Origin of the sequence: Carnobacterium divergens, from assembly GCF_900258435.1 — a bacterium.
Taxonomy (GTDB): domain Bacteria; phylum Bacillota; class Bacilli; order Lactobacillales; family Carnobacteriaceae; genus Carnobacterium; species Carnobacterium divergens_A.
The window spans coordinates 1,107,118-1,130,880 of record NZ_LT992558.1; the positions used below are offsets into that span (position 1 = coordinate 1,107,118).

Annotated in this window: 19 protein-coding genes; 18 read left to right on the forward strand and 1 reads right to left on the reverse strand. The window is 35.3% G+C overall.

Annotation, left to right across the window (positions count from 1 at the left end; all coding sequences use genetic code 11):
- Positions 1–5: 5 nt before the first annotated feature.
- From ligA to rlmD, 7 genes are all read left to right on the forward strand, one after another.
- Positions 6–2,030, forward strand: a complete 2,025-nt coding sequence (gene ligA, locus CDIMF43_RS05675; protein ID WP_074402000.1) for an NAD-dependent DNA ligase LigA — start codon at positions 6–8, stop codon at positions 2,028–2,030.
- A gap of 4 nt (positions 2,031–2,034) precedes the next feature.
- Positions 2,035–3,186, forward strand: a complete 1,152-nt coding sequence (locus tag CDIMF43_RS05680) for a CamS family sex pheromone protein (protein WP_109842343.1) — start codon at positions 2,035–2,037, stop codon at positions 3,184–3,186.
- A 151-nt stretch (positions 3,187–3,337) separates the two neighbouring features.
- Positions 3,338–3,643: an Asp-tRNA(Asn)/Glu-tRNA(Gln) amidotransferase subunit GatC gene (gatC, locus tag CDIMF43_RS05685; RefSeq protein ID WP_109841435.1), complete on the forward strand. Its 306-nt coding sequence runs from the start codon at positions 3,338–3,340 to the stop codon at positions 3,641–3,643.
- Positions 3,640–5,091: an Asp-tRNA(Asn)/Glu-tRNA(Gln) amidotransferase subunit GatA gene (gene gatA / locus CDIMF43_RS05690; RefSeq protein ID WP_109841436.1), complete on the forward strand. Its 1,452-nt coding sequence runs from the start codon at positions 3,640–3,642 to the stop codon at positions 5,089–5,091. Before gatC ends, gatA begins: the two co-directional genes overlap by 4 nt.
- Before the next feature lie 14 nt (positions 5,092–5,105).
- Positions 5,106–6,536 carry an Asp-tRNA(Asn)/Glu-tRNA(Gln) amidotransferase subunit GatB gene (gene gatB, locus CDIMF43_RS05695; RefSeq protein WP_034570867.1) on the forward strand — a complete coding sequence of 477 codons (1,431 nt, stop codon included), beginning with the start codon at positions 5,106–5,108 and terminating at the stop codon, positions 6,534–6,536.
- 41 nt (positions 6,537–6,577) lie between these two features.
- A complete protein-coding gene (locus CDIMF43_RS05700; protein ID WP_109841437.1) occupies positions 6,578–7,621 on the forward strand; it encodes a diacylglycerol kinase in 1,044 nt (347 codons plus the stop codon).
- A 145-nt stretch (positions 7,622–7,766) separates the two neighbouring features.
- Complete coding sequence (gene rlmD / locus CDIMF43_RS05705; RefSeq protein WP_034570862.1) at positions 7,767–9,143, forward strand: 23S rRNA (uracil(1939)-C(5))-methyltransferase RlmD; 1,377 nt, start codon at positions 7,767–7,769, stop codon at positions 9,141–9,143.
- Between the two features lie 47 nt (positions 9,144–9,190).
- Here rlmD and CDIMF43_RS05710 read toward each other — a convergent pair whose 3' ends face one another.
- Complete coding sequence (locus tag CDIMF43_RS05710; protein WP_074402005.1) at positions 9,191–9,952, reverse strand: helix-turn-helix domain-containing protein; 762 nt, start codon at positions 9,950–9,952, stop codon at positions 9,191–9,193.
- Positions 9,953–10,190: 238 nt separating this feature from the next.
- Here CDIMF43_RS05710 and CDIMF43_RS05715 point away from each other — a divergent pair, with 238 nt between their 5' ends.
- From CDIMF43_RS05715 to CDIMF43_RS05765, 11 genes are all read left to right on the forward strand, one after another.
- Entirely contained in the window at positions 10,191–11,531 is a 1,341-nt protein-coding gene (locus tag CDIMF43_RS05715) for an acetaldehyde dehydrogenase (acetylating) (protein WP_074402006.1), read from the forward strand.
- Between the two features lie 143 nt (positions 11,532–11,674).
- On the forward strand, positions 11,675–12,442 hold the full coding sequence (locus CDIMF43_RS05720) for a glycoside hydrolase family 25 protein (RefSeq protein ID WP_233218297.1): 768 nt from the start codon (positions 11,675–11,677) through the stop codon (positions 12,440–12,442).
- A gap of 27 nt (positions 12,443–12,469) precedes the next feature.
- Complete coding sequence (locus CDIMF43_RS05725) at positions 12,470–13,309, forward strand: metallophosphoesterase (RefSeq protein ID WP_074402008.1); 840 nt, start codon at positions 12,470–12,472, stop codon at positions 13,307–13,309.
- Positions 13,310–13,409: 100 nt separating this feature from the next.
- Positions 13,410–13,766, forward strand: a complete 357-nt coding sequence (locus tag CDIMF43_RS05730) for a YxeA family protein (RefSeq protein ID WP_109841438.1) — start codon at positions 13,410–13,412, stop codon at positions 13,764–13,766.
- 207 nt (positions 13,767–13,973) lie between these two features.
- Positions 13,974–14,999: a YdcF family protein gene (locus CDIMF43_RS05735; protein WP_109841439.1), complete on the forward strand. Its 1,026-nt coding sequence runs from the start codon at positions 13,974–13,976 to the stop codon at positions 14,997–14,999.
- Positions 15,000–15,110: 111 nt separating this feature from the next.
- On the forward strand, positions 15,111–15,911 hold the full coding sequence (locus CDIMF43_RS05740) for an aldo/keto reductase (RefSeq protein ID WP_074402010.1): 801 nt from the start codon (positions 15,111–15,113) through the stop codon (positions 15,909–15,911).
- 84 nt (positions 15,912–15,995) lie between these two features.
- A complete protein-coding gene (gene sfsA, locus CDIMF43_RS05745) occupies positions 15,996–16,700 on the forward strand; it encodes a DNA/RNA nuclease SfsA (RefSeq protein ID WP_109842345.1) in 705 nt (234 codons plus the stop codon).
- A gap of 38 nt (positions 16,701–16,738) precedes the next feature.
- Entirely contained in the window at positions 16,739–17,740 is a 1,002-nt protein-coding gene (locus CDIMF43_RS05750; protein WP_109841440.1) for a Gfo/Idh/MocA family protein, read from the forward strand.
- A 187-nt stretch (positions 17,741–17,927) separates the two neighbouring features.
- Positions 17,928–19,199 carry a DEAD/DEAH box helicase gene (locus CDIMF43_RS05755; RefSeq protein ID WP_109841441.1) on the forward strand — a complete coding sequence of 424 codons (1,272 nt, stop codon included), beginning with the start codon at positions 17,928–17,930 and terminating at the stop codon, positions 19,197–19,199.
- 66 nt (positions 19,200–19,265) lie between these two features.
- Positions 19,266–21,938 carry a sigma 54-interacting transcriptional regulator gene (locus CDIMF43_RS05760; RefSeq protein ID WP_109841442.1) on the forward strand — a complete coding sequence of 891 codons (2,673 nt, stop codon included), beginning with the start codon at positions 19,266–19,268 and terminating at the stop codon, positions 21,936–21,938.
- A 253-nt stretch (positions 21,939–22,191) separates the two neighbouring features.
- Positions 22,192–23,445 (forward strand): PTS sugar transporter subunit IIC, encoded by a 1,254-nt coding sequence (locus CDIMF43_RS05765; RefSeq protein WP_074402014.1) that lies wholly within the window; start codon positions 22,192–22,194, stop codon positions 23,443–23,445.
- Positions 23,446–23,763: the final 318 nt, after the last annotated feature.

Here is a 23,763-nt window from a genome sequence, read left to right on the forward strand (position 1 = left end):
CTTAAATGACTGAAAAGTATTCATTTGATCAAGCTAAAGAAGAAGTTTTTCAATTAAGAAGCACACTAGAACAATATAGTTATGAATACTATGTAAAAGATAACCCCTCTATTGAGGATCATGAATACGACAAACTCTATCACCGTTTAGTTGAACTTGAAACGGAATTTCCTGATTTAGTAACAGGAGATTCTCCAACCCAACGAGTGGGCGGTACAGTTTTACCTGGTTTTACTAAAGTGGTTCATGAAATTCCAATGCTAAGTTTAGGCAATGCCTTCAATAAAAACGATTTGCTTGATTTCGATCAACGGATTAAAAAATTGGTTGAAGGAGAGGTTGAATACCTTTGCGAGTTAAAGATTGATGGACTGGCAGTGTCGTTGAAATATGAAGAAGGAAAATTAGTTCAAGCAGCTACTAGAGGAGATGGAACAGTTGGCGAAGATATTACGCAGAATATCAGAACGGTGAAATCAGTCCCACTCCGCTTAAAAAAACCTTATTCAATTGAAGTTCGTGGCGAATGCTATATGCCAAAGTCTTCATTTTTAAAATTAAATAAAGAACGAGAAGAAAATGGCGAAGATGTTTTTGCTAATCCAAGAAACGCAGCAGCAGGTAGTTTGCGCCAGTTAGACCCTAAAATAGCGGCTAAGCGTAATCTGAGTACTTTTTTATACACAGTAGCTGACTTTGGTGAATTGACAGCGACTAGTCAAGAAGAAGCTTTAAATCAATTAGACGAATTAGGCATCAAAACAAATCATGAACGCAAGTTGTGTCAATCAATAGAAGAAGTGTGTCAGTATGTCGAAGCGTTTCATGAAAAAAGAAGCGAATTGCCTTATGAAATTGATGGAATTGTAATCAAAGTCAACCGTTTTTCAACACAAGAAAAACTAGGTTTCACAGTTAAAGCACCCCGCTGGGCTATTGCGTATAAATTTCCAGCAGAAGAAGCTCAGACGATTGTAAGAGAAATTGAATGGACGGTAGGTCGAACAGGAGTTGTAACGCCAACAGCTATCATGGACCCCGTTCGTTTAGCTGGTACAACGGTTCAACGAGCAAGCTTACACAATGTAGACTTAATTAAAGAGCGCGACATTCGTTTACTCGACACAGTTGTTATCCATAAAGCAGGAGATATTATTCCAGAAGTAACGAGAGTAGTCCTTGATAAACGCGAAAAGACAAGTGAACCTTACCAAATCCCAACCCATTGTCCCGCTTGTGATAGTGAGTTGGTTCATTTAGAAGAAGAAGTTGCATTGCGTTGTATGAACCCAAAATGTCCTGCACAAATTACAGAAGGTCTGTCTCATTTTGTTTCGAGAAATGCAATGAATATCGACGGTTTAGGCAACAAAGTCATCATCCAAATGTACGAAAAAGACCTTGTACACGATGTAGCAGATTTGTACAAACTCACATTTGAAGAACTGCTTACACTAGATAAAATCAAAGAAAAGTCAGCTAATAATTTGTTAACAGCCATCGATAACAGCCGAAGCAACTCAGTAGAGCGTTTATTATTTGGCTTAGGAATTCGTCATGTTGGGGCTAAGGCCGCTAAATTACTAGCAGAGGAATTTGGTTCAATGACAGGAATCCGCCAAGCAACGAAAGAAGAAATTTTAGCCATTGATGGGATAGGTGACATTATTGCAGAAAGTCTTCAAACGTATTTTTCATTGCCTGAAGTAATGGAATTACTAAATGAACTAGCAGCATTGCAAGTGAATTTAGAGTACTTAGGAAAGAAAAAAGCTGAAGTTGTACAAAGTGATTCTGTATTTAATGGTAAAACAATTGTCTTAACTGGAAAATTAACGCATTTTACACGAGAAGAAGCTAAAGCGCGCATTGAAAATCTTGGAGGCAACGTAACGGGAAGTGTGTCAAAAAAAACCGATATAGTCGTTGCAGGAGCAGATGCCGGCAGTAAATTAGCAAAAGCTGAAAAGTTAGAAATTACGGTTTGGAATGAAGATCAATTACTAGAACAATTGGAAGGAGAGGAATAACTTGATGAAACGAAAATTAATAGTGCTAGTAGCGTCATGTGGATTGATTTTATCAGCATGTGGTGACGTTACAGGAAACAATCAAACCACAACAACAGACACTTCAACAAGTGAAAAATCAAAGACAACTACTAGTCAATTGTCTAAGGATTATTATCGAACGGTCATTAATGACGGACAGTACAAAGTGAGTCAATCAAGAGGGGTAAGTTTAAGTCTAAATTCTGGCTATAATATTAAAGCTTTTGAAACAGGTTTAATGAGTTTGTCCCATTCCGAATTCCCAACGGATACTTATTATTTTCAAGAGGGACAGCAACTAGATGCTGAAACGATTTCTAAATGGATAAAGCGTAGCTCTGGTGACAACCCAGAACCAGATTTAACGGTAAGTGATCCTGAAGGATTGAACCCAGCAGATAATGGAGAACTTGAACCAGATAAACGTGCACCTAAATACCTAAGCCAAATTTTAGAACAAAATTATATGGTAAAAGATGGCGACAGTTTTAAACTATCGGGTATCAGTATAGGTTTGGCATTAAACAGCGTTGATTATTACCAAAAAGTGCAGTACGGGGCTGAATTTAAAACCGATATTAAACGAGCTGATTTAGAAACAGAAGGAAAAAAAATGGCAAATGAAATTGTTGCTCGATTGCGTAAAATGGAAGGGTTAGGAAATATTCCAATTACAGTAGGCCTTTTTGAACAAACGCCCAAAGATGATTTAGCCGGTGGTGTTTTCTTTAGCGAAGGCGTTAGCAAAGACGGTGCGGCAACGGTCGGTGGCTGGAAAGACATTAACGAAAAGAAAGTGATTTTTCCGAGAATGGATGGGGAAACCAGCAACGAGACAACGAGTTTTGAAAACTTTAAATCTCAAGTACAAAGTTTCTTCCCAAATTTAAACGGTGTGACGGCTGAAGCAACTTACAGTGGGGATCAATTGATAAAAATGAAAGCAACCGTAACCACTCAATTTTACGGTCAGTCTGAAATCATTGCCTTAACACAACACGTTTCAGACAACGCATCAAAATATTTACCGCCGAATATTCCTATTGAAATTTCGATTAATTCAATTGATGGAATGGAAGCCTTCTTAAATCGTGACAGTGGGGAAAAAGAATTTCAATCTCATGTTTTCGATTAATCATCTTAAAAAGAGCAGAAGTTGAAGTAAAGTTTCCGACTTTACTTCACTTTTTTTGTAAATAAGATAGTGCCCTTAAGCGGTTTATGATAGAATAGGAACTAAGTTTCCAATTTGGAATAAAGAAAAGAAGAAAGAGGGTTGAATAAAATTGGCAATTACTGAATCAGAAGTAAAACACGTTGCTAAGCTATCGAAGCTAGCATTTAAAGATAGTGAGATTGCTCATTTTACAGAGCAAATGGATCAAATCATTGGAATGGTTGAACAACTTGAAGCCATCGATACAACTGGCGTACCCATCACAACACATGCACTAGAAACAGTCAATGTGATGCGTTTGGATGTTGCAACTGAGGGAACAGATCGCAACGAGCTCTTTAAAAATGTAAAAACAGAAAAAGATGGACTAATTCAAGTTCCAGCAATTATGGATAACGGGGAGGCTGGAGCATGAGTTTATTAGAGAAAAACTTAACCGAATTACATGACTTATTGATTGCTAAAGAGATTACGGCCGTAGATTTAATGAACGCTACTTTTGACCATATTGAAGCAACGGAAGATAAAATAGGTGCATTTATTACAGTCAGTAAAGAAGAAGCGTTAGCGTTAGCTAAAAAACTAGACGAAAAAGGCATTGACGAATCCAATGTTTTAGCAGCAATGCCAATTGGAATTAAAGATAATATTGTTACAAAAGATATCAAAACAACTGCAGCAAGTAAAATGTTGGAAGATTTTATTCCAATTTATGATGCAACAGTTATGAATAACGTATATGAAGCAGACATGATTCCAGTTGGAAAATTAAACATGGATGAATTTGCAATGGGCGGAAGTACAGAAACGTCTTACTTTAAACAAACCAAAAACCCATGGGATTTAACAAAAGTTCCAGGTGGCTCTTCAGGTGGCTCAGCAGCAGCCGTTGCGGCTGGACAAGTTCCAATTTCACTTGGTAGTGATACCGGTGGAAGTATTCGTCAACCAGCAGCCTTTACGGGTATCGTTGGAATGAAACCAACTTATGGTCGTATTTCGCGCTTTGGTTTGATTGCTTTTGCTTCAAGTTTAGATCAAATTGGACCATTTACACGTACAGTAAAAGACAATGCCTACGTACTAAATGCAATCAGTGGATATGATGCCAACGATTCAATGAGCGCTAAAACAGAAGTACCGGATTTTACAGCTAAATTAAACCAAGACATCAAAGGCATGAAGATTGGTGTTCCAAAAGAATACTTACAAGAAGGTGTAGCTGAGGACGTTAAAAACGCTGTTCTTGAAGCCATTGAAACCTATAAAAAATTAGGTGCAACGGTTGAAGAAGTTAGCTTACCTCATTCAAAATACGGGATTGCTGTGTATTATATCATTGCATCAAGTGAAGCTTCATCAAACTTGCAACGCTTTGACGGCATACGTTACGGTTACCGTTCGCCAGAAGCAAAATCATTAGATGATTTGTATGTAATGAGCCGCTCAGAAGGCTTTGGAATGGAAGTAAAACGTCGTATCATGCTTGGAACCTTCTCACTAAGCTCAGGCTATTATGACGCTTATTTCAAAAAAGCAGGTCAAGTTCGTACATTGATCAAACAAGATTTCGAAAAAGTCTTCAATGACTACGATCTAATCTTAGGCCCTACAACTCCGACAACTGCCTTTAACTTAGGCGAAAACATGGACGATCCATTAACGATGTATATGAACGATATCTTAACCGTTCCAGTTAACTTAGCCGGTGTACCAGCGATTTCAATTCCTTGTGGTTTTTCAAATGGCTTGCCAATTGGGTTGCAACTGATTGGAAAACATTTTGACGAAGCAACGATTTACCAAGCTGCTTACGCATTTGAACAAGCAACTGAATTTCATAAAGAAAAACCAAACTTGTAGGAGGAGAAAACCAGATGAACTTTGAAACAGTAATCGGACTAGAGGTCCATGTAGAATTAAAAACAGAATCTAAAATGTTTTCGCCATCCCCTGCTCATTTTGGAGCAGAACCAAACACGAATACCAATGTGATTGACTGGGGATACCCAGGTGTATTGCCTGTAGTCAATCAGCAAGCCATCGATTTTGGGATGCAAGCTGCGTTAGCTTTAAACTGTAAAATTGCTAAAGACACAAAATTTGATCGTAAAAACTATTTTTATCCAGACAATCCCAAAGCCTACCAAATCTCTCAATTTGATAAACCTATCGGCTATGACGGTTGGATTGAAATTGAAGTAGACGGCGTTAAAAAGAAAATCAGAATTGAACGTGTTCATTTGGAAGAAGATGCTGGGAAAAACAACCATGGAACAGATGGTTATTCATATGTTGATTTAAACCGTCAAGGAACGCCTTTAATCGAGATTGTATCAGAAGCAGACATGCGCTCACCAGAAGAAGCATATGCGTATTTAGAAGCGTTAAAACAAATCGTACAATTTACAGGCGTCAGTGATGTGAAAATGGAAGAAGGCTCAATGCGTTGTGATGCCAATATTTCACTTCGTCCAATTGGCCAAGAACAATTTGGAACAAAAGCAGAACTTAAAAACTTAAATTCATTTAACTTTGTTAAACGTGGCTTAGCTCACGAAGAAATTCGTCAAGCACGCGTGCTTTTATCAGGCGGCATTATCCAACAAGAAACACGCCGTTTTGATGAAACAACAGGCGAAACAATTTTAATGCGTGTTAAAGAAGGTTCAAGTGATTACCGTTATTTCCCAGAACCAGATCTTCCTAATTTCGTCATTGACGACGAGTGGATTGAACGCGTTAAAAATGCTATTCCAGAAATGCCAGCATCTCGTCGCAAACGTTATGTCGAAGAGCTTGGTTTACCGGAATATGACGCTATGGTGCTAACGTTAACAAAAGAAATGTCTGATTTCTTTGAAGCTACATTAGCAGAAAATGCAGATGCAAAACAAGCGTCTAACTGGTTGATGGGGGAAGTTTCTGCCTATTTAAACAGCGAACGACTTGAATTAGCCGATACAAAATTAACACCGTCTAACTTAGCTGGCATGATTACGTTAATCGCAGATGGAACCATTAGTTCTAAAATTGCGAAAAAAGTTTTCCGTGAATTAATCCTAAACGGTGGCGACGCGAAGAAAGTCGTTGAAGCTAAAGGTCTAGTCCAACTATCAGATCCAGCACAACTATTGCCAATGATTAATGAAGTCTTAGATAACAATGCGCAATCGATTGAAGATTTCAAAAATGGGAAAGATCGTGCAGTTGGTTTCTTAGTGGGCCAAATCATGAAAGCGACAAAAGGACAAGCGAATCCAGGCGTTGTGAACCAATTGTTAAATCAAGAATTAAGCAAACGATAGAAGTTATATTGGAGAGGAAACTTTCCATGAGGAGGATTTATATGAGAGCAAGAGTCATTTACAATCCAACTTCAGGAAGAGAAGTCTTAAAGAAAAATTTAGTCGACATCTTACAAATTCTTGAAGCTGAGGGTTATGAAACAAGTGCTTATGCCACAACGCCAGAGCCGAATTCTGCCAGAAATGAAGCTGAACGAGCAGCAATAGATGGCTTTGAATTGATTGTAGCAGCTGGTGGCGATGGAACGATCAATGAAGTGGTTAATGGCATTGCTGGACTTGAAAACCGTCCGAAAATGGCCATTATTCCGGCGGGAACCACAAATGATTACGCACGAGCACTTCATATTCCTAGAAATGATGTAGTTGCAGCTGCTAGAGTTATTACAAAGAAACAAACGGTGAAAATGGACATTGGAAAAGCAAATGACACCTATTTTATCAACATTGCAGGTGGCGGTTACTTAACGGAGCTGACCTATGACGTCCCGTCCCAATTAAAATCAGTTTTTGGCTATTTAGCTTATTTAGTAAAAGGCGCAGAAATGTTGCCAAGAATCAAACCAATTCCAATGAAAATCGAGTATGATGAAGGGGTTTTTGAAGGAAAGGCCTCCATGTTTCTACTAGGCCTAACCAATTCTGTTGGCGGTTTTGAACAAATCGCACCAGATGCCCATTTAGATGATGGTTATTTTTCACTAATTGTTGTAAAAACAGCCAATGTTGTAGAATTGCTACACTTAATCGCGTTAATGCTAAATGGTGGAAAACACATTGACCACCCTAAAGTACTGTACACAAAAACCAAGATGGTTAAAGCCGAACCGCTAGATGATTCAAAAATGATGATTAATTTAGATGGAGAATATGGTGGAGATGCGCCAATGACCTTCACTAATTTAATTCAGCATATTGAAATGTTTGGCGATGTGGATGCAATTCCAAATGATGCTGTAACAGCAGAAGATGAGGCTTTTGAAGATGCTGAAGAAGCCTTTATCAAAGAAGTTGAAGGCTTGACAGATGAAGATATTAATGGCGATGGCATCATTTCTAAGCCTGAATCTGAAGAAAAAAATTAAAAATCAATAAATGAGCTTTGAGTTTGCTGTCCTTTTGTGAGATACTCTAAAAGGACAGCAAATTTTTATGTTGAGCATTCGAACATGTCACTTAATTCACGAACCAAATTTTACAGATAGATGGTACCAACGAAGGGAGCTTTTTATGAAAGCAAATAAAGAAATACCAGTTAAAAAGAATGAGAAATACACAGTTAAGGTTGAAGATTTAACACACGAAGGAATGGGTGTTGCCAAAATCGAAGGATACCCATTATTTATTGAAAATGCACTTCCAGGAGAAGAAATGGAAGTTAAGATTCATAAAACAGGAAAATCATTTGGTTTTGCAAAAGCAATGAAACGCCTAACTTCAAGTCAAAATCGTGTTGAATTACAAGACGAAAACTACACACGCGTTGGAATTACGCCATTGCAACACATGTCTTACCCAGCACAACTTGACTTTAAACGTCAACAAGTGCGCAATGTGATGCAACGAATTGCTAAATTACCAGAAGTACCTGTTTTTGAAACAATCGGAATGGCTGAACCATGGGGCTACCGCAATAAAGCTCAAATTCCAGTACGTAAAATTGATGACAAATTAACCACAGGGTTCTTCCGTAAAAATAGCCACGACGTTATTCCAATGGAAAACTTTAAAATTCAAGACCCTAAAATCGATAAAGCGATTCTGGTTGTGCGCGATATTATGCGTGAATTTAATGTGAAACCATACAACGAAGGCCCAAATACTGGGAACCTACGTCACATTATCGTCCGCCGTGGTTATTATACTGGCGAAATGATGATTATTTTAGTAACAAGAACACCAAAATTATTCCCAACAAGTAAAATTCTACCTGCTATTACGGAAGCTCTACCAGAAGTAGTTAGTATTGTGCAAAATGTTAACCCAACACGTACGAATACGATAATGGGAGACGAAAATATTGTCTTATGGGGTCGCGATAATTACCGTGATTCATTATTAGGAAATACTTTTGAAATCTCAGCTCGTTCATTCTATCAAGTAAATCCAACGCAAACAGAAAAACTATACCAAACTGTTCTAGATTATGCAGAACTAACTGGAGAAGAAACCGTTATTGATGCTTATTGTGGAATTGGAACAATTTCTCTTTCATTAGCTAAAGCCGCAAAACAAGTTTACGGAATTGAAATGATTGAAGCAGCTGTTGAAAACGCGAAAAACAATGCTGAAATCAATGAAATTGATAACGTAACGTTTGAAACAGGATTGGCTGAAGAAGTAATGCTTCAATGGAGCGACGAAGATATGAAAGCCGATCTTGTAGTTGTCGATCCACCACGTAAAGGATTAGAACCAAGCTTTATCGAAGCTGTTGTAAAAATGCAACCAACAAAAATGATTTATGTAAGTTGTAACCCAGCAACATTAGCAAGAGATTTAGCGTTGCTAAACGAAGGTGGCTACAGTGTTGAAAAAATTCAACCAGTTGACCTATTCCCTCAAACTCACCATGTTGAGAGCGTAACGTTACTTGTCAAAAAATAAACTCGTAAAAAGGTACTCTCCTATTTTTAGGAAAGTACCTTTTTTATTTATATACTTGTTGGAAGACACTCACCCTGCAATTTTTTACGATATTGGTAAGGTGAAAAGCCCGCCTTTTTTTTAAATAATTTACTAAAGTAAGTCGCATCAAGGTATCCTACAGTACCAGCAATTTCAGTGATAGAATCATCTGTTTTCATCAATAGCTGTTTTGCTTTTTCGATTCGATAGTTGGTTAAATAATCAATAAAATTCATTCCAACAGCTTCTTTAAAAAAGCGACTAACATAATGACGATTTAAATGCATTCTATCGGATAACGTTGTTAAATTAATTTCTTCATCAAAATGTTCATGAATATAATCTAACATCATATTGACTTGTTCTTTCGCTAAATTTGAAGGTTTATTATTTACAATATCCATTAAAGATACTTGATTAAGGGATTTAACTGAACGATCGATTGCAAACTTCAATTCATCCAAATCAATTGGTTTAACTAAATAATCTAAGAAGCCACAACGCAATGCATGATGGACGGTTTCAAAGTCATTTTTTTTCGTAAAAATAATGGTTTTTAAATTTGGTAACTGCTGAGAAAGTTTTTTTTCTAGCGAAAACCCATCTAAAGAAGAAGTATCCATATCTAATAGCATCATTTCAGGAAGCAAGCGATTGGCAATCTTAACCGCTTCTTCTTCAGTTGTTGCATCAGGCAATATTTTAATATTCATAAAAGATTCCTCAATTAACTCTCGAATAGTCATTCGTTCAGCTAAGCCATCACTAACAATTAATAAACGACACATTTTACCAACTCCTTTAGTATAAGATTTAGTATGTAAATTGAATTTGTGAAATTGTCCTTGTTATAATATAATACCTTTAATTCACTAAGGTTTCAACTATCTTTCTTTGTGAAAAAATAAATAAGTTGAAAGGTAAATTTTTTCCAAAAACACCTTAAAATATTCCCTAACAAATAGGTTTAAATAAACTAAACTTATGTTGTAAGCGTTTTTAATAAAAAGCGAGGGAGCGATTTAAATGACAAACAATCAATCATTCAGTGAAGTAGAAGAATTAGTAGCGAATGCTAAAATAGCACAAGAAAAATTTGCAGATTATACACAGGAACAAGTAGATAAAATTATTGAATCAATTTATCAAAATACATTGAAAAATGCAGAAAAATTAGCGATTTCAGCAAATGAAGAAACGGGATTTGGGAATGTACCTGATAAAATAATAAAAAATACTTTTGCAAGCGAACAAGTCTATAACAGTATTAAAGATCTTTCAACAGTAGGCATAATCAATCGTCGTGAAGAAGATAAAATTATTGAAATTGGCATACCATTAGGAATAGTAGCTGGATTGATCCCATCAACAAATCCGACATCAACGGTTATTTTTAAAGCGATGATTGCATTGAAAACTAGAAATGCTATTATTTTTTCACCCCATCCCAAAGCGTTAAAGTCTATTTTAATGACAGCAGAAATTATTGATAAAGCAGCCATTGAAGCTGGTGCACCAGCAGGTTTGGTTCAAGTCATTACACAGCCAACACTGGTTGCAACAGAAGACTTAATGAAACATAAAAATGTAGCCTTAATTTTAGCAACAGGTGGAAAAGCAATGGTAACAGCAGCCTATAGTTCAGGGACTCCCGCAATTGGTGTAGGACCAGGAAATGTCCCAGCATTTATTGAAGCGTCAGCAAATATTGAAGAGGCCATTGAGGCGATTGTTAGCAGTAAATCATTTGATAACGGTGTTATCTGCGCATCAGAACAGGCTATTGTTGTTGAAGAATCTATAAAAGCAGAAGTTGTAGCAAAACTAAAAGAAAAACAGGTTTACTTTATGAATGTAGAAGAATCTGAAAAGGTAAGTAAGTTTATTTTACGAGAAACAGGTGCTTTAAATCCTGAGATAGTTGGGAAAAGTGCAGAAGCAGTGGCGGATTTAATAGGAATTTCAGTACCTGCTGGAACAAAAATTTTAATTTCAGAACAAACAGAAATTGGCAAACACAATCCTTATTCAAGAGAGAAATTAACCCCTATTTTAGGACTTTACACAGTTTCTTCATTTGAAACTGGCTTAGCTACGTGTAAGGCTCTACTAGAAAACGAGGGGATGGGTCATACAGCTGTAATTCATACAACAAATGAATGGAAAGCGGAACAGTATGGATTAAAAATGCAAGCAGCGCGGATATTAGTGAATACACTAGGAGCATTAGGTGCAATAGGCGCAACAACGAACCTAGCACCGTCAATGACTTTAGGATGTGGAGCAATGGGTGGGAGTAGTACCACAGACAATGTCACAGCGCATCACTTATTAAATATAAAACGTATTGCATATGGGGTAGAATAAGCTAAAATAAAAAGAATAGAAACTTATTAAAGTAAGTTTCTATTTTTTTTTTTTTGAAAAAGAAAAACACCTAAATTTTGTAAATTATGATAAACTAGACAAAAAGCACTCTCGCATTTAGTGATAAATAAGATTAGGAGGTTTTGACGATCTATTATCTGCAAAAAGATCCTAAAATAAATAAAATTAAGATAACTGCAATCATTGGCGTCATTTTATTAGTTAGTATGGCGATTAGTTTATTTGTTGCTAAAGAATCTAATTGGTCCCTTTTCAAAGAAGACACTAAGTCCTTTCCAGTTAAAGGGGTTCAAGTGTCACAAGAGGATGGCTACATAGACTGGCAAGGAATTGAAAGCAATCAAGTGTCATTTGCGTATATTAAAGCCACAGAGGGCAGCAATTACACAGATGACCAGTTTGCAATTAATTGGGAAAGAATCCAAGGAACATCACTAAGAAGAGGTGCCAGTCACTATTTTAGTTTTGATAGCCCCGGAGCAACACAAGGGATCCATTTTAACCAAGTTGTTTCCACTCAAAAAGACGACTTACCTCCAGTTGTGATAGTTGAATTGTACGATCAATACAAACAAAACCCACCTAAAAAAGAAAGTGTTGTTAAGGAATTAAAAGATTTTATTCAAGTTGTTATGGATGAAAAAGGACAGAACTTAATTTTATGTGTGGATGCTAATGTCTATCAAAAATTTATAAAAAATGAATTTGTAAAATCTGATATTTGGTTCGTTGATACAAAAAATAAACCAAGTAAAGAAGAGAAGATTCCTTGGAAATTCTGGGAGTACACAGAAGAAGGCGAATTATCAAAGGGAAACATTAAACAACAAAGTTTAGATTTTGTAGTATTTAATGGAAATAAATCCCAGTTTGAAAAATTTGGGCAATAGAAAAAGAAAGTGTTTGGGGGAATTTTTATGAGTTATGTGATTGGGAGTATTGTTATTTTGATAGGAGTAGGGCTTTATTTATATAGTCAAAATCATTGGATTAAAACGACACAGTACAATATTGCAATCCCTTACCTCGCAACAAGTCTTAAAAAAACAAAGATTGTTCATTTATCGGATCTACACATTCCAAGGCACAATGTTTCTTTGGATAAATTGGTTGCAAAAGTAAGAGAAGCCAACCCAGCCTTAATTCTTTTAACGGGTGATTTAGTAGACATTCGAGTAGAAGAGTTTCCAAAATTGGAATTATCTCGAATAGCAAGCGAATTAGTAGCCATTGCACCAACCTATGCTGTCACTGGAAATCATGATGTATCAAGTGGACACTTACAAGAATGGGAAGACATTCTAAGTTCACAAGGAGTTCGAGTTCTAATTGATGAAGCCGAATGGCTGCAAATTGGCAAAGCAGGTCTTGTGATAATGGGCTTATCTGAAAAAGAGAATTTTAAGTTACAATCAACGCCTATTTTAAGTGGAATTGAATTAAGCGAAGGAATGCTAGAACAACCTAAAATTTTATTAGCCCATCATCCAGAATTTTTTGAAAGCTATCATTTAGATCAAGTGAAATCTCCAGATATTACCTTTAGCGGACACGCACATGGAGGACAAATCAGAGTCCCATTTATCGGGGGACTTTATGCGCCTGGACAAGGAAAATACCCAAATTTTACAGAAGGTATCCATTATCACCCACAATTAAAAAGTAAGCGATTAGTAATCAGTCGAGGTATCGGAAATTCCACTTTCCCATTTAGAGTCAACAATCGACCTGAGCTAGTTATTGTGACCTTGAACTAACATGACTAAATTGTAAGATTGATTGACTAAATTGTAAGTTCATTAAAAGGACTTTTTTCTTTCAAAAAGAGATAATGGAAGAAAGAAAAGAGGGATTGAGATGAAAAAAGGAATTGCATTAATTATTTTAGTAGTAGCTGTTGCAGCAGGATTTTTTTATCAAAAAGAATATACTGGTAAAGAATATTACACACAAATCATAACGGACGGTCATAAATTCATTCAAAAAGACGATCAAGATCGAGAAAGCATTAACTATTCTTACAATCAAAAGTTTTACAATGAAGATGGAGAGCTACAAACATTGTCATTTAATGGAGGATTAGACCGTCCACTAAAGAAAAATGCCTATTTAAAAGCTAAAGTTCACCCAAAAAAAGGTGTTCTTTCATGGGAAGAAGTTTCAAAAAGCGAAGTTCCTAAAAAAGCTTTAGAAGAAATTGAAAAAAATCACTAAACATTATTTTCTGATGTTTAGTCATACTTGAATCTAATCAAAAAAACCAAAAGAATTTTTGGTTTTTTTTATTTACTTTTCTTAGCAATTTAATTCAGAATCTTTAAAAGCAAATCAAATGCAAGTGGAAAATTAATCTATTATACTAAGTGTAGATTTGATAAACTATTAATAGCGAAATGCAAATTGTTATAGAGGAGATGAAGTATGGAGTTCGTTATTTTAGCAAGTTGTTTTATTATAATAGGTATGGTGGTTTTATTAAGAGAGCGGCGCAGTTTTTTTGGAGGAATGAGTGTAGCATTTGGGAGTATTTTTCTTACGCTAACTTTGTTGTCACTACTATTAGTTCAAATAGGCGAAGTGTCTAACAAAGGTTCATTTATTGTTCTAATGATTGTTTATTTACTATTTCCGGTATTGTTTTTAGGTGTCAATATTTTCTTTATTGTTAATACACATATTATGAATACTAAGGAAGGGCGTAGTGTAACTGCAAAACTTTCAGCGTTATTAGGATTGAATTTATTGATTGTTGTACCTGCTTTTTTTTATTTGATAACTATCGGATCAGGTGAAATACATTTAGTTCTTTTTTCAGCAATTTTATTTTTGATCTTAAGTGATCTGTTGATTTCTTTTTTATTTATTTGTTATTTATTTTATTCTTGGATGTATCAAATGATTCCTATAAAAAAACAAATTGATTATATTATTGTTCTGGGTTCTGGAATAAAAAGTGAAGAAGTTCCTCCCTTACTAAAAAGTCGGTTGGATAAAGCCATTGAATATTACGATAAAAATAGTTCTAGTAAAATAGTTGTGAGCGGTGGACAAGGAGCAGATGAGCCAGTATCTGAAGCGTTTGCTATGAAGAAGTACTTACTATCTCAACAAATCCCAGAAGAAAAAATTTTGGTTGAAGATGCTTCAACGACAACCTATGAGAATATGAAATTTTCTAAAAAAATAATTTTCGAAGATTGGAAAAATGATAAAGAAAATCCAAAAATTCTCTTTTCAACTAATAATTATCATGTTTTAAGAGGTGCACTGTATGCCAGAAAAGCCCAATTAAAGGCAGAAGGAGTTGGAGCTCCAACAGCACTCTATTTTTTACCAACAGCACTAATTCGTGAATATATTGCTCTATTGATGTTATACAAAAAATTTACTATTAGTATGATTTTTTTATGTCTGTTAATGGTAATTCTTAGCGCACTTCCTATTTAGCAGATACACTAAAATAGGTTTGACTAGGCTACTTTAGTATAAGGGTTATTCTTTGAATTCACTCTTTAAATTCGTTACACTTAACTTAATCTATAAAGGAGCGTGATACGAATGGTAGTAAGTTTATTAGACAGATTGCCTTTGAAAAACGGGTTAACGATTCCAGGTATAGGATTAGGAACATACGGCATGGACGACAACGAAGTAGAAGAAGTTGTTTTTACGGCAATTATGAATGGCTATCGCTTGATTGACACGGCGACAATGTACAATAATGAAGTCGGAGTTGGCCGAGGCATTAACCGAGCAATCAATGCAGGTATTTCAAGAGACGAACTTTTTGTTGTGACGAAAATTTGGAAAAATGAGATGGGCTTTGATTCTACATTAAAGGCCTTCGAAGCAAGCTTTAAACGACTTGAATTAGAATATATCGATCTATTATTGATTCATTGGCCAAATGAATCAGATGATGTTAATTTAGAAACCTGGCAAGCGATGGAAACTTTAGTGGAAGCTGGAAGAGTAAGAGCACTAGGAGTAGCAAACTTTACTCGTGGCGATTTAACACCCTTATTAAAATCTGCTAAAATAAAACCGACGGTCAATCAATATGAAATTTATCCTGGTCATAGTCAAGAAGAGTTACATGAATTTTGTGAGAGCAAAAATATTGTTTCAATGGCTTACTCACCCTTAAAAAGAGGCAAATTAACTACTGAAAATAAATTATTAAAAATTGCGAATAGACACAATAAAACAGTTTCACAGGTGGTATTACGATGGAATATTCAAAGAGATGTTATTCCGATTCCTAAAACAACCCATAAAGAACGATTAATTGAAAATGCAGCGATTTTTGACTTTGAATTATCAGATGAAGACATGGATATCCTTAATGAGATGGGGTAAAATAAAAACGAAAGGCTAAAAGAAGTTCTTTTAGCCTTTCGTTTTTTTAGTATAGATACTAAATGAAAAGAGATGAAGTGTGTGATGGTAGAGTATCAAAAAATTGTAAAAGGCACTTTTATCGAACGACCGAATCGTTTTATCGCTATTTGCCAAGTCGAGGGAAAAGAAGTTGTAACGCATGTTAAAAATACCGGACGATGCAAAGAATTGCTCATACCAGGAGTGACGGTATACCTAAATTATGTTCCCTCTAAAACGAGAAAAACAGATTATGACTTAATTTCGGTTTTAAAAGGAAATAGACTGATAAATATTGACAGTCAAGTTCCTAATGAGATAGTTGAGGAAAGCTTATTGACTGGAAAAATGCAGTTGCCAGGGGTTAAAGGAATCATTCAAACCTTAAAAAGAGAAGTTGTGTATCAAAATTCAAAATTTGATTTTTATTTTGAAACCGATAAATCTGAAAAAGGATTTATTGAAGTAAAAGGAATGACTCTAGAAAAAAATAACCAAGTGTCATTTCCAGATGCTCCAACATTAAGAGGATTAAAACACGTTAATGAATTAATTCATGCCGTGAAAGTAGGATTCTATGGATGTGTTTGCTTTATTGTCCAAATGGAAGGAGTAGAATCTGCAACAATTAATCGAAAAATGCAGCCAGCGCTTCAAGAAGCAATGGAAAATGCATTGAAAACAGGTGTTAATGCAATAGCTTATACTTGTCAGGTGACCCCTAAAACGATTACAATAAATAAGTCGATTCCTTTTAAATTAAATTGAGTTAATAGGACGATGAAACTAATGGAGGACGTGAAGCAATGTTAAATTTAGGAATTATTGGAACCAACTGGATTACGAATCAATTTATTGATGCTGCCATCGAAACAAAAGAGTACCAACTAGTGGCTGTTTATTCACGAAAAAAGGAACAAGCTGAAACTTTTGGAAAACCTTATGGAGCGACTATTTTTGAGACAAAATTAGAAGATTTTGCAAACCATCCAGGAATTGATGTTGTTTATATTGCTTCGCCAAATAGCCTACATTTTCAACAAGCGTTGACATTAATGAAAGCGAAAAAACATGTAATCGTTGAAAAGCCGATGTTTTCAAATCCAACAGAATGGCATGCTGCTAAACAAGTAGCCGAAGAAAACGATGTATTCCTCTTAGAAGCAGCAAGACATATCCACGAACAAAATTTTGCAATTGTAAAAGAAGAATTAACGAAAATAGATGATATCAAAGGGGCAACCTTTACTTATATGAAATACTCTTCTCGCTATGATCAAGTGCTAGAAGGACAAGAACCCAATATCTTTTCACCACACTTTTCAGGTGGTGCGTTATCTGATTTAGGTGTGTATGGTGTGTATGCTGCAATTGGTTGGTTTGGGATGCCAATAAGCTGTCATTATTTTGCACAAAAAATCGCAACGAAAGTTGACGGAATGGGAACCATGATTTTAAGATATCCAGGTTTCGATGTGACACTCTTAACAGGTAAAATGGTTGATTCGTACTTACCTTCGGAAATCTACACACTTAATCAAACCATTCTTATGGATGGAGTAAATGCCATTTCGTCAATTGAAGTCATTGATCGTAAAACAGCGACACGCCAAGAACGAGCAACACCCCCTCAAGAAAATCCAATGGTAGATGAAGCAAAAGCCTTTGCTAAAGTATTGAATCATCCAGAAGATAAAAAAAATCAAGAGCTTTATCAATCGTGGTTATTGCTAAGTCAACAAGTGAATGAAGTGCTGAAAAAACTTAGAGACGACGCAGGCATTGTTTTTGATGCAGATAAAATTTAAATAAGTAAACAAAAACCATTGGATGAAAAAATCTAATGGTTTTTTGATGATATAAATTTAAATTGCGAATAATAAAATAGAGTAATTTAAATAAAAAAAGAGATTATTCAAAATATCCAACAAAAAGGCGTTTTTTTAAAGTATAATAGATAAGATGAACGATAGAGAAACGGGGAAATTACACACTATGAATAAACTGACAAACGAACTACAAGCATACTGGGAAAAATTAGCGTACAATCAACCTTCTGCAATTCAAGAAAAAGTATTTACGCCATTAATTGAAGGCAAAGACGTGATCGGCATTTCACCAACTGGAACAGGAAAAACAGTGGCTTACACACTACCGCTTTTAGAAACAATTGTGCCAAAGGCTGGGTTACAAGTTGTTATTTTAACACCCTCACAAGAATTAGCTGTTCAAGTGGCAGCTGTTGTAAAAGAATGGGCGAAACAAGTAGACATTAAAGTTCAACCCTTAATTGGTGGAGCCAATATTAAACGTCAACTAGAAAAATTAAGAGACAAGCCTGAAATTATTGTAGGAACAGCAGGTCGAATTTTAGAAATTTCTGATTTAAAAAAATTAAAATTACACCAAGTGAAAACAGTCATTTTAGATGAAGCAGATCACTTACTTCAACAAGATCAGTTAGCAACGGTTAGAAAAGTAGTAGCTAAAATGCCAAATGAACGACAAATGGGATTTTTCTCAGCAACCAGTAATGAAATCATGACTGAGATGCCAAAATGGTTTAATAGCGATCCATTATGGATTGATGTAACGAATGAAGATGAGTCACATGGGACCGTTGTTCATGGCTATATTGAAACGCCAACAAGAAAACGTGTTGAAGTGATTAAACGATTAACCCAACTCCCTGACTTCAGTGGTTTGGTATTTATCAATAACGTAGCTAATTTAGTAACGGTAGCTGAAAAATTAAGTTATGAAGGTGTTTCCGTTGCGGTCTTACATGGCGAAAAATATAAAACAGAACGTCAACATGCGTTGCAACAATTTAGAAATAAAAAAGTAAAACTCTTATTAACAACGGATGTGGCGTCAAGAGGATTAGACATTCACGGTTTGCCTTACGTGATTCAATATGATTTACCGATGACTAAAGAAAGCTATATTCACCGTTCAGGCAGAACGGCTCGAATGGGGGCTGACGGAACAGTTTTAACCTTGGTAAATGACCGAGAACGTCGTGAATTCAAAAAAATTGTCGAGCCTTTAGAAATTGAACTAACGCCATTGTATCTATTTGGTGGAGAAATTGTTACTGAGCGTCCAGAACAATCAGAACAAGTTGAAGTAGAAAGTAAACCAGCTTCTCCAAAAGTAAAAAAAGAAAAGAAAAAAAATGCTCCCGCTCCGGAAATTCCTAAAAAAAGAAAAAACAAAAAGAAAGATCAAAAAAATAAAGGGGCAAGAAGAAAAACAAAAGAATAAAAAGGAAAAAGCCCATTTCATAAAAAAAATAAAAGTTTGAACAAGTTTAGATTGGGGGAATACCAGTTGTCTAATCGCAAAAAAGATATTTTGAATTTTTTAGAAAATCATTCTGAACAATTTACAGCTGTTGAGATTGCCAAAGAATTGGATTTAGATCGTGCAAACGTAAGTAGATATTTAAATGATTTGTTTAAAGAAAAAGCCATTGAAAAAAGCAATGGCAGACCAGTTTTGTATCAACGTCTTGATAAAAAGAAAGATCATGCGACAAATGATACCGAGTCCTTTGCTCATCTTATTGGGAATAAAGAATCTCTTAAAGTAATGATTCAACAAGCAAAAGCTGCCATTTTATATCCCCCAAGAGGATTACACACTATTATTTTTGGTAAAACAGGAACAGGGAAATCCCTATTTGCTGAGTCGATGTACCACTTTGCAGTAGAGTCAGAAACATTAGCAGCAGATGCGCCTTTTGTTTCTTTCAACTGTGCGGATTATGCTCAAAATCCTCAATTATTATTTGGTCATATTTTTGGTGTTAAAAAAGGTTCTTATACAGGAGCTGCCGAAGATCGACCTGGATTAATGAACAAAGCAAATGGAGGAATTCTTTTTTTAGATGAGATTCATCGCTTGCCACCAGAAGGACAAGAAATGCTCTTCACGTTTATTGATAAAGGCATTTACCGTCCGCTAGGTGAAAGCAGTCAAGTCCATGAAGCAAGTGTTCAAATTATAGGAGCGACAACAGAAAATTCTGATACATTACTGTCAACGTTTAATCGCCGTATTCCAATGATGATTACATTACCTCCATTAGAAGAAAGATCAATTGACGAACGTTATGAATTAGTTGCTACTTTTTTACAAAAAGAATCAAATCGTCTTGGCCAAAAAATCGTCGTAGAAAGAGAAGTATTATTAGCTTTCATGTTGTACCATGCAGAGGGCAATATTGGACAAGTCCAAAGAGATTTAAAATTAGTATGTGCGAAAGCATTTTTACACTACCGAACTCACCAAGAAGAATATTTACGTATTTCCCAAAAAGATTTGCCATTACAAGTTCAAAAAGGATTGCTTTTAGTCAAAGAAGCACCTGAACGTATGGAACGATTAATTGATCATAAAACCAGTCAATTTAGTTATGTTCCAAGTGGTCAAGAAACAGATAAAGATATGGGTGTATATGGTGTTATTGAGGAAAAAGTAGATGAAATTTTAGCAACAGGTTCAATGGATGACATTAATTTAGAAGAATTAATGGCAACAGATATGAACAAATATTTTAGAGATTATGTTGAAAAATTATCGATGAGTGAAGTTCATCAAGATTTGATTCCAGAAGATATTCGAAGTTTAACAGACCAACTGTATGACTTAGCCGAAGAACGACTAGATCGAAGCTACAATCCAAAAGCGCGTTTTGCATTTGCACTACATTTGCAAAGTTCGATTGAACGTATCAAAGAAAATCGTCAAATTGTTCATCCAGATTTAAACAATGTTCGGAAAAATTATTCAAAAGAATTCCAAGTAGCCATTGATTTATCTGGTATGATTGAAGAAAGTTTACAAATTGAAATCCCTTTTGATGAAATCGGTTTTATTACCATGTTTTTAACGATTGATATTAGAGACGCAGTAGTACCGCAAGAAGAACTCGTCTCTATTATGGTTCTAATGCATGGGCGATCAACAGCAACTAGTATGTTAGAGACTGTACAAGAATTGCTAGACACCAAAGTTGGAGTCGCTATTGATATGCCATTGACGATGGAAGTTCAAAAGATGTATGAGCGCGTTAAAACAACAATACTTGCAGATCGAGAGTCTTATAAACATGGGTTATTAGTATTGTCCGACATGGGTTCGCTAACTTCTTTTGGCAATATGCTTTCTGAAGAACTAGGCATTCGTACAAAATCCCTTTCTATGGTAAGTACCCCTATTGTGTTAGAAGCAGTAAGAATGGCATCTGTAGGAAGAACGTTGGAAGACATTTATCAAAATTGCCAACTTTCATTTGAAAATTATTCAAAACATCCTTTAACCAATGAAAAACCGCAAAAAAAAGCTGTATTAGTCACCTGTTTTACAGGGGAAGGTGTAGCAAAACATTTAAACGAGCGAATCAGCCCCGTAATTGATGAGAGCCGTACGAAAATTATTCAATTGCAATTTTTACACAGAGAAGCATTCAAACAACATATCGATGATTTAATGGAAGAATATGAAATTAAAGCAATTGTTGGAACAGTTGAATTTGATTACCAAAATATTCCATATTTTTCAGCCTACGATATCTTTAATGATGAAAAATTAAATATTTTAAAACGAATTGTTGACGAAGAAATTCCGGTAGAACAAATGATTCAATCACTAGAAGGAACAATTCGTAATGTGGGTTCGGTTCATAAACTAGTGATGCTTTCTCAAAAAATTGTTCACCAACTTCAAACGGATATGCATATTATTGTTGAACCGGGTGTTGATACAGGAATTATGATCCATTTAGCCTTTTTAGTTGAACGCTTAAAAGTAGGAACGGTTATTCGTAATTTTCCTAATTTAGAAGAGTATACAAAACAACATCGAATCGAAATGGATATTGTTAAAACAGCTTTAATGGCAATTGAAAAGCAATATGGCGTTGTAATGGTAGAAGATGAAGTAGCCTATATTGTCCAAATGTTTATTGACAATAAAGTCCAACTAACGATTAATAAATAACGAGTAAAACAAATAAAAATACACAAAAATGAAAGTGTGTAAGGCATTACAGTTATTGTGTATTAAATGAAAACCGCGAAGAAAACTTGAAATTAAAGCTTTCTTCGCGGTTTTTTATTTTGGCACGATACTTGCATATAATAAACAATGTAAGGGGTTAAATTAAAAAAGTTAAAATAGAAAAATTTGTTTTAAGCAATTATTTATTGGCAATGATTTTAATTTAAACCTCAATTATAAGGAGGCAATAAAAATGGATGGATTTATTAATTTTATGGAGAAATATTTTATCCCACCTGCGTCAAAAATCGCAGCGCAACGTCACTTAGTGGCAATTAGGGATGCATTTATTGTAACAATGCCACTAATGATTTTAGGATCATTGGCAATTTTGATCAATAACTTACCAATTCCAATGTATCAAACATTTATGAACAATACTTTTGGTGAAGAACTTTGGAAGAGTTTCGGTGGAAATGTTTGGAACGGAACTTTTGGTATCTTATCCGTTTTAATCGCTTTCATGGTTGCCTACAACCTAACAAAGCATTATGGTAAAGATGGCGTAGCAGCCGGTGTTGTTTCTGTAGCATCTTTCTTTGCTCTTGGTGGAGCAACAGGAATGGCTTCAAACGGATTGTTTATCGCACTATTAGTTGGTTTGATTTCTGCTGAGATTTTCTCTCGTTTAGTTGGAAATGAAAAACTAATCGTAAAAATGCCAGAAGGCGTGCCACCAGCAGTCGCAAAATCATTTGCAGCGTTATTCCCAGCAATGATTACAATTAGTATCTTTGGTTTAATCACAACCATTTTCTTAGCATTCGGTGTTAAAGATTTAGTAGCGTCATTCTACGAGTTGGTTCAACAACCATTTATGGGATTGGCAAATTCGTTGCCATCAGCAATGCTCTTAGCATTTATTACACCATTCCTATGGTTCTTTGGATTACATGGCGCGAACATGGTAGAGCCATTAATGCAAACCATTAATTTACCAGCAATTGAAGCGAATCAAGCGGCAATCAAAGCTGGCGAAGTAGCACCTTATATTGTAAACAAACCATTCTTTGATTCATTTGTAAACTTAGGTGGAACAGGTGCAACATTAGGTTTAATTATTGCTATTTTCTTATTTGGACGTCGTAATAAAGCTTATAAAATCGTAACAAATTTAAGTACAGCACCAGGGATTTTTAATATTAATGAACCAATGATGTTCGGTTTGCCAATTGTGCTAAACCCATTAATGTTCATTCCATTTATTTTGACACCAGTTGTTTTAGTAACGGTTGCATACTTGGCAACTAGTTCTGGGCTTGTACCAGCAGCAACGGTAATGCCACCATGGGTAACTCCTCCAATTATTGGCGGATTCTTAGCAACTCAAAGTGTTGCAGGTGGAGTATTAGCAGCAGTTAACTTATTAATTTCAGTGATAATCTACGCACCATTTGTAAAAATTGCTGAAATTCAAGAATTGAAACGCGAAAAAGAAGTAGCTTAGACTTAAGGACATCCCGCATTTTTAAGTGTGGGATGTTTCTTTATTGGTATTGACTCTAATAAATCTGTTAAAAGTAACGTGAAGCAATAGAATAAAGTTAAAACCAAGCTTGTAATCAATAAAGTTAGTGTTTAAATGAAGTGTGTAAAAATTTAAGGTAGAGAGTGTAATTAAATGAATCCTCAAAACATTGGTATAGCTGGATTTTATAGATGAAAAGTTGGCACGGAACTTGCATTATAATAAAGTGTAGACAATAAGAGAAATGGAGTGAAGTACAATGGCAGATAAAACAATCATGTTAGTATGTTCAGCAGG

What these genes read in the sequence shown, in the direction of transcription:
- CDIMF43_RS05730 (WP_109841438.1), top strand. Translation starts at nt 13,410, where the DNA reads ATGAAAAAAGGAATTGCATTAATTATTTTAGTAGTAGCTGTTGCAGCA.
- CDIMF43_RS05740 (WP_074402010.1), top strand. Translation starts at nt 15,111, where the DNA reads ATGGTAGTAAGTTTATTAGACAGATTGCCTTTGAAAAACGGGTTAACG.
- CDIMF43_RS05715 (WP_074402006.1), top strand. Translation starts at nt 10,191, where the DNA reads ATGACAAACAATCAATCATTCAGTGAAGTAGAAGAATTAGTAGCGAAT.
- CDIMF43_RS05765 (WP_074402014.1), top strand. Translation starts at nt 22,192, where the DNA reads ATGGATGGATTTATTAATTTTATGGAGAAATATTTTATCCCACCTGCG.
- CDIMF43_RS05755 (WP_109841441.1), top strand. Translation starts at nt 17,928, where the DNA reads ATGAATAAACTGACAAACGAACTACAAGCATACTGGGAAAAATTAGCG.
- gatA (WP_109841436.1), top strand. Translation starts at nt 3,640, where the DNA reads ATGAGTTTATTAGAGAAAAACTTAACCGAATTACATGACTTATTGATT.
- CDIMF43_RS05680 (WP_109842343.1), top strand. Translation starts at nt 2,035, where the DNA reads ATGAAACGAAAATTAATAGTGCTAGTAGCGTCATGTGGATTGATTTTA.
- CDIMF43_RS05735 (WP_109841439.1), top strand. Translation starts at nt 13,974, where the DNA reads ATGGAGTTCGTTATTTTAGCAAGTTGTTTTATTATAATAGGTATGGTG.
- sfsA (WP_109842345.1), top strand. Translation starts at nt 15,996, where the DNA reads ATGGTAGAGTATCAAAAAATTGTAAAAGGCACTTTTATCGAACGACCG.
- CDIMF43_RS05710 (WP_074402005.1), bottom strand. Translation starts at nt 9,952, where the DNA reads ATGTGTCGTTTATTAATTGTTAGTGATGGCTTAGCTGAACGAATGACT.
- rlmD (WP_034570862.1), top strand. Translation starts at nt 7,767, where the DNA reads ATGAAAGCAAATAAAGAAATACCAGTTAAAAAGAATGAGAAATACACA.
- CDIMF43_RS05750 (WP_109841440.1), top strand. Translation starts at nt 16,739, where the DNA reads ATGTTAAATTTAGGAATTATTGGAACCAACTGGATTACGAATCAATTT.
- gatB (WP_034570867.1), top strand. Translation starts at nt 5,106, where the DNA reads ATGAACTTTGAAACAGTAATCGGACTAGAGGTCCATGTAGAATTAAAA.
- CDIMF43_RS05725 (WP_074402008.1), top strand. Translation starts at nt 12,470, where the DNA reads ATGAGTTATGTGATTGGGAGTATTGTTATTTTGATAGGAGTAGGGCTT.
- ligA (WP_074402000.1), top strand. Translation starts at nt 6, where the DNA reads ATGACTGAAAAGTATTCATTTGATCAAGCTAAAGAAGAAGTTTTTCAA.
- CDIMF43_RS05700 (WP_109841437.1), top strand. Translation starts at nt 6,578, where the DNA reads ATGAGAGCAAGAGTCATTTACAATCCAACTTCAGGAAGAGAAGTCTTA.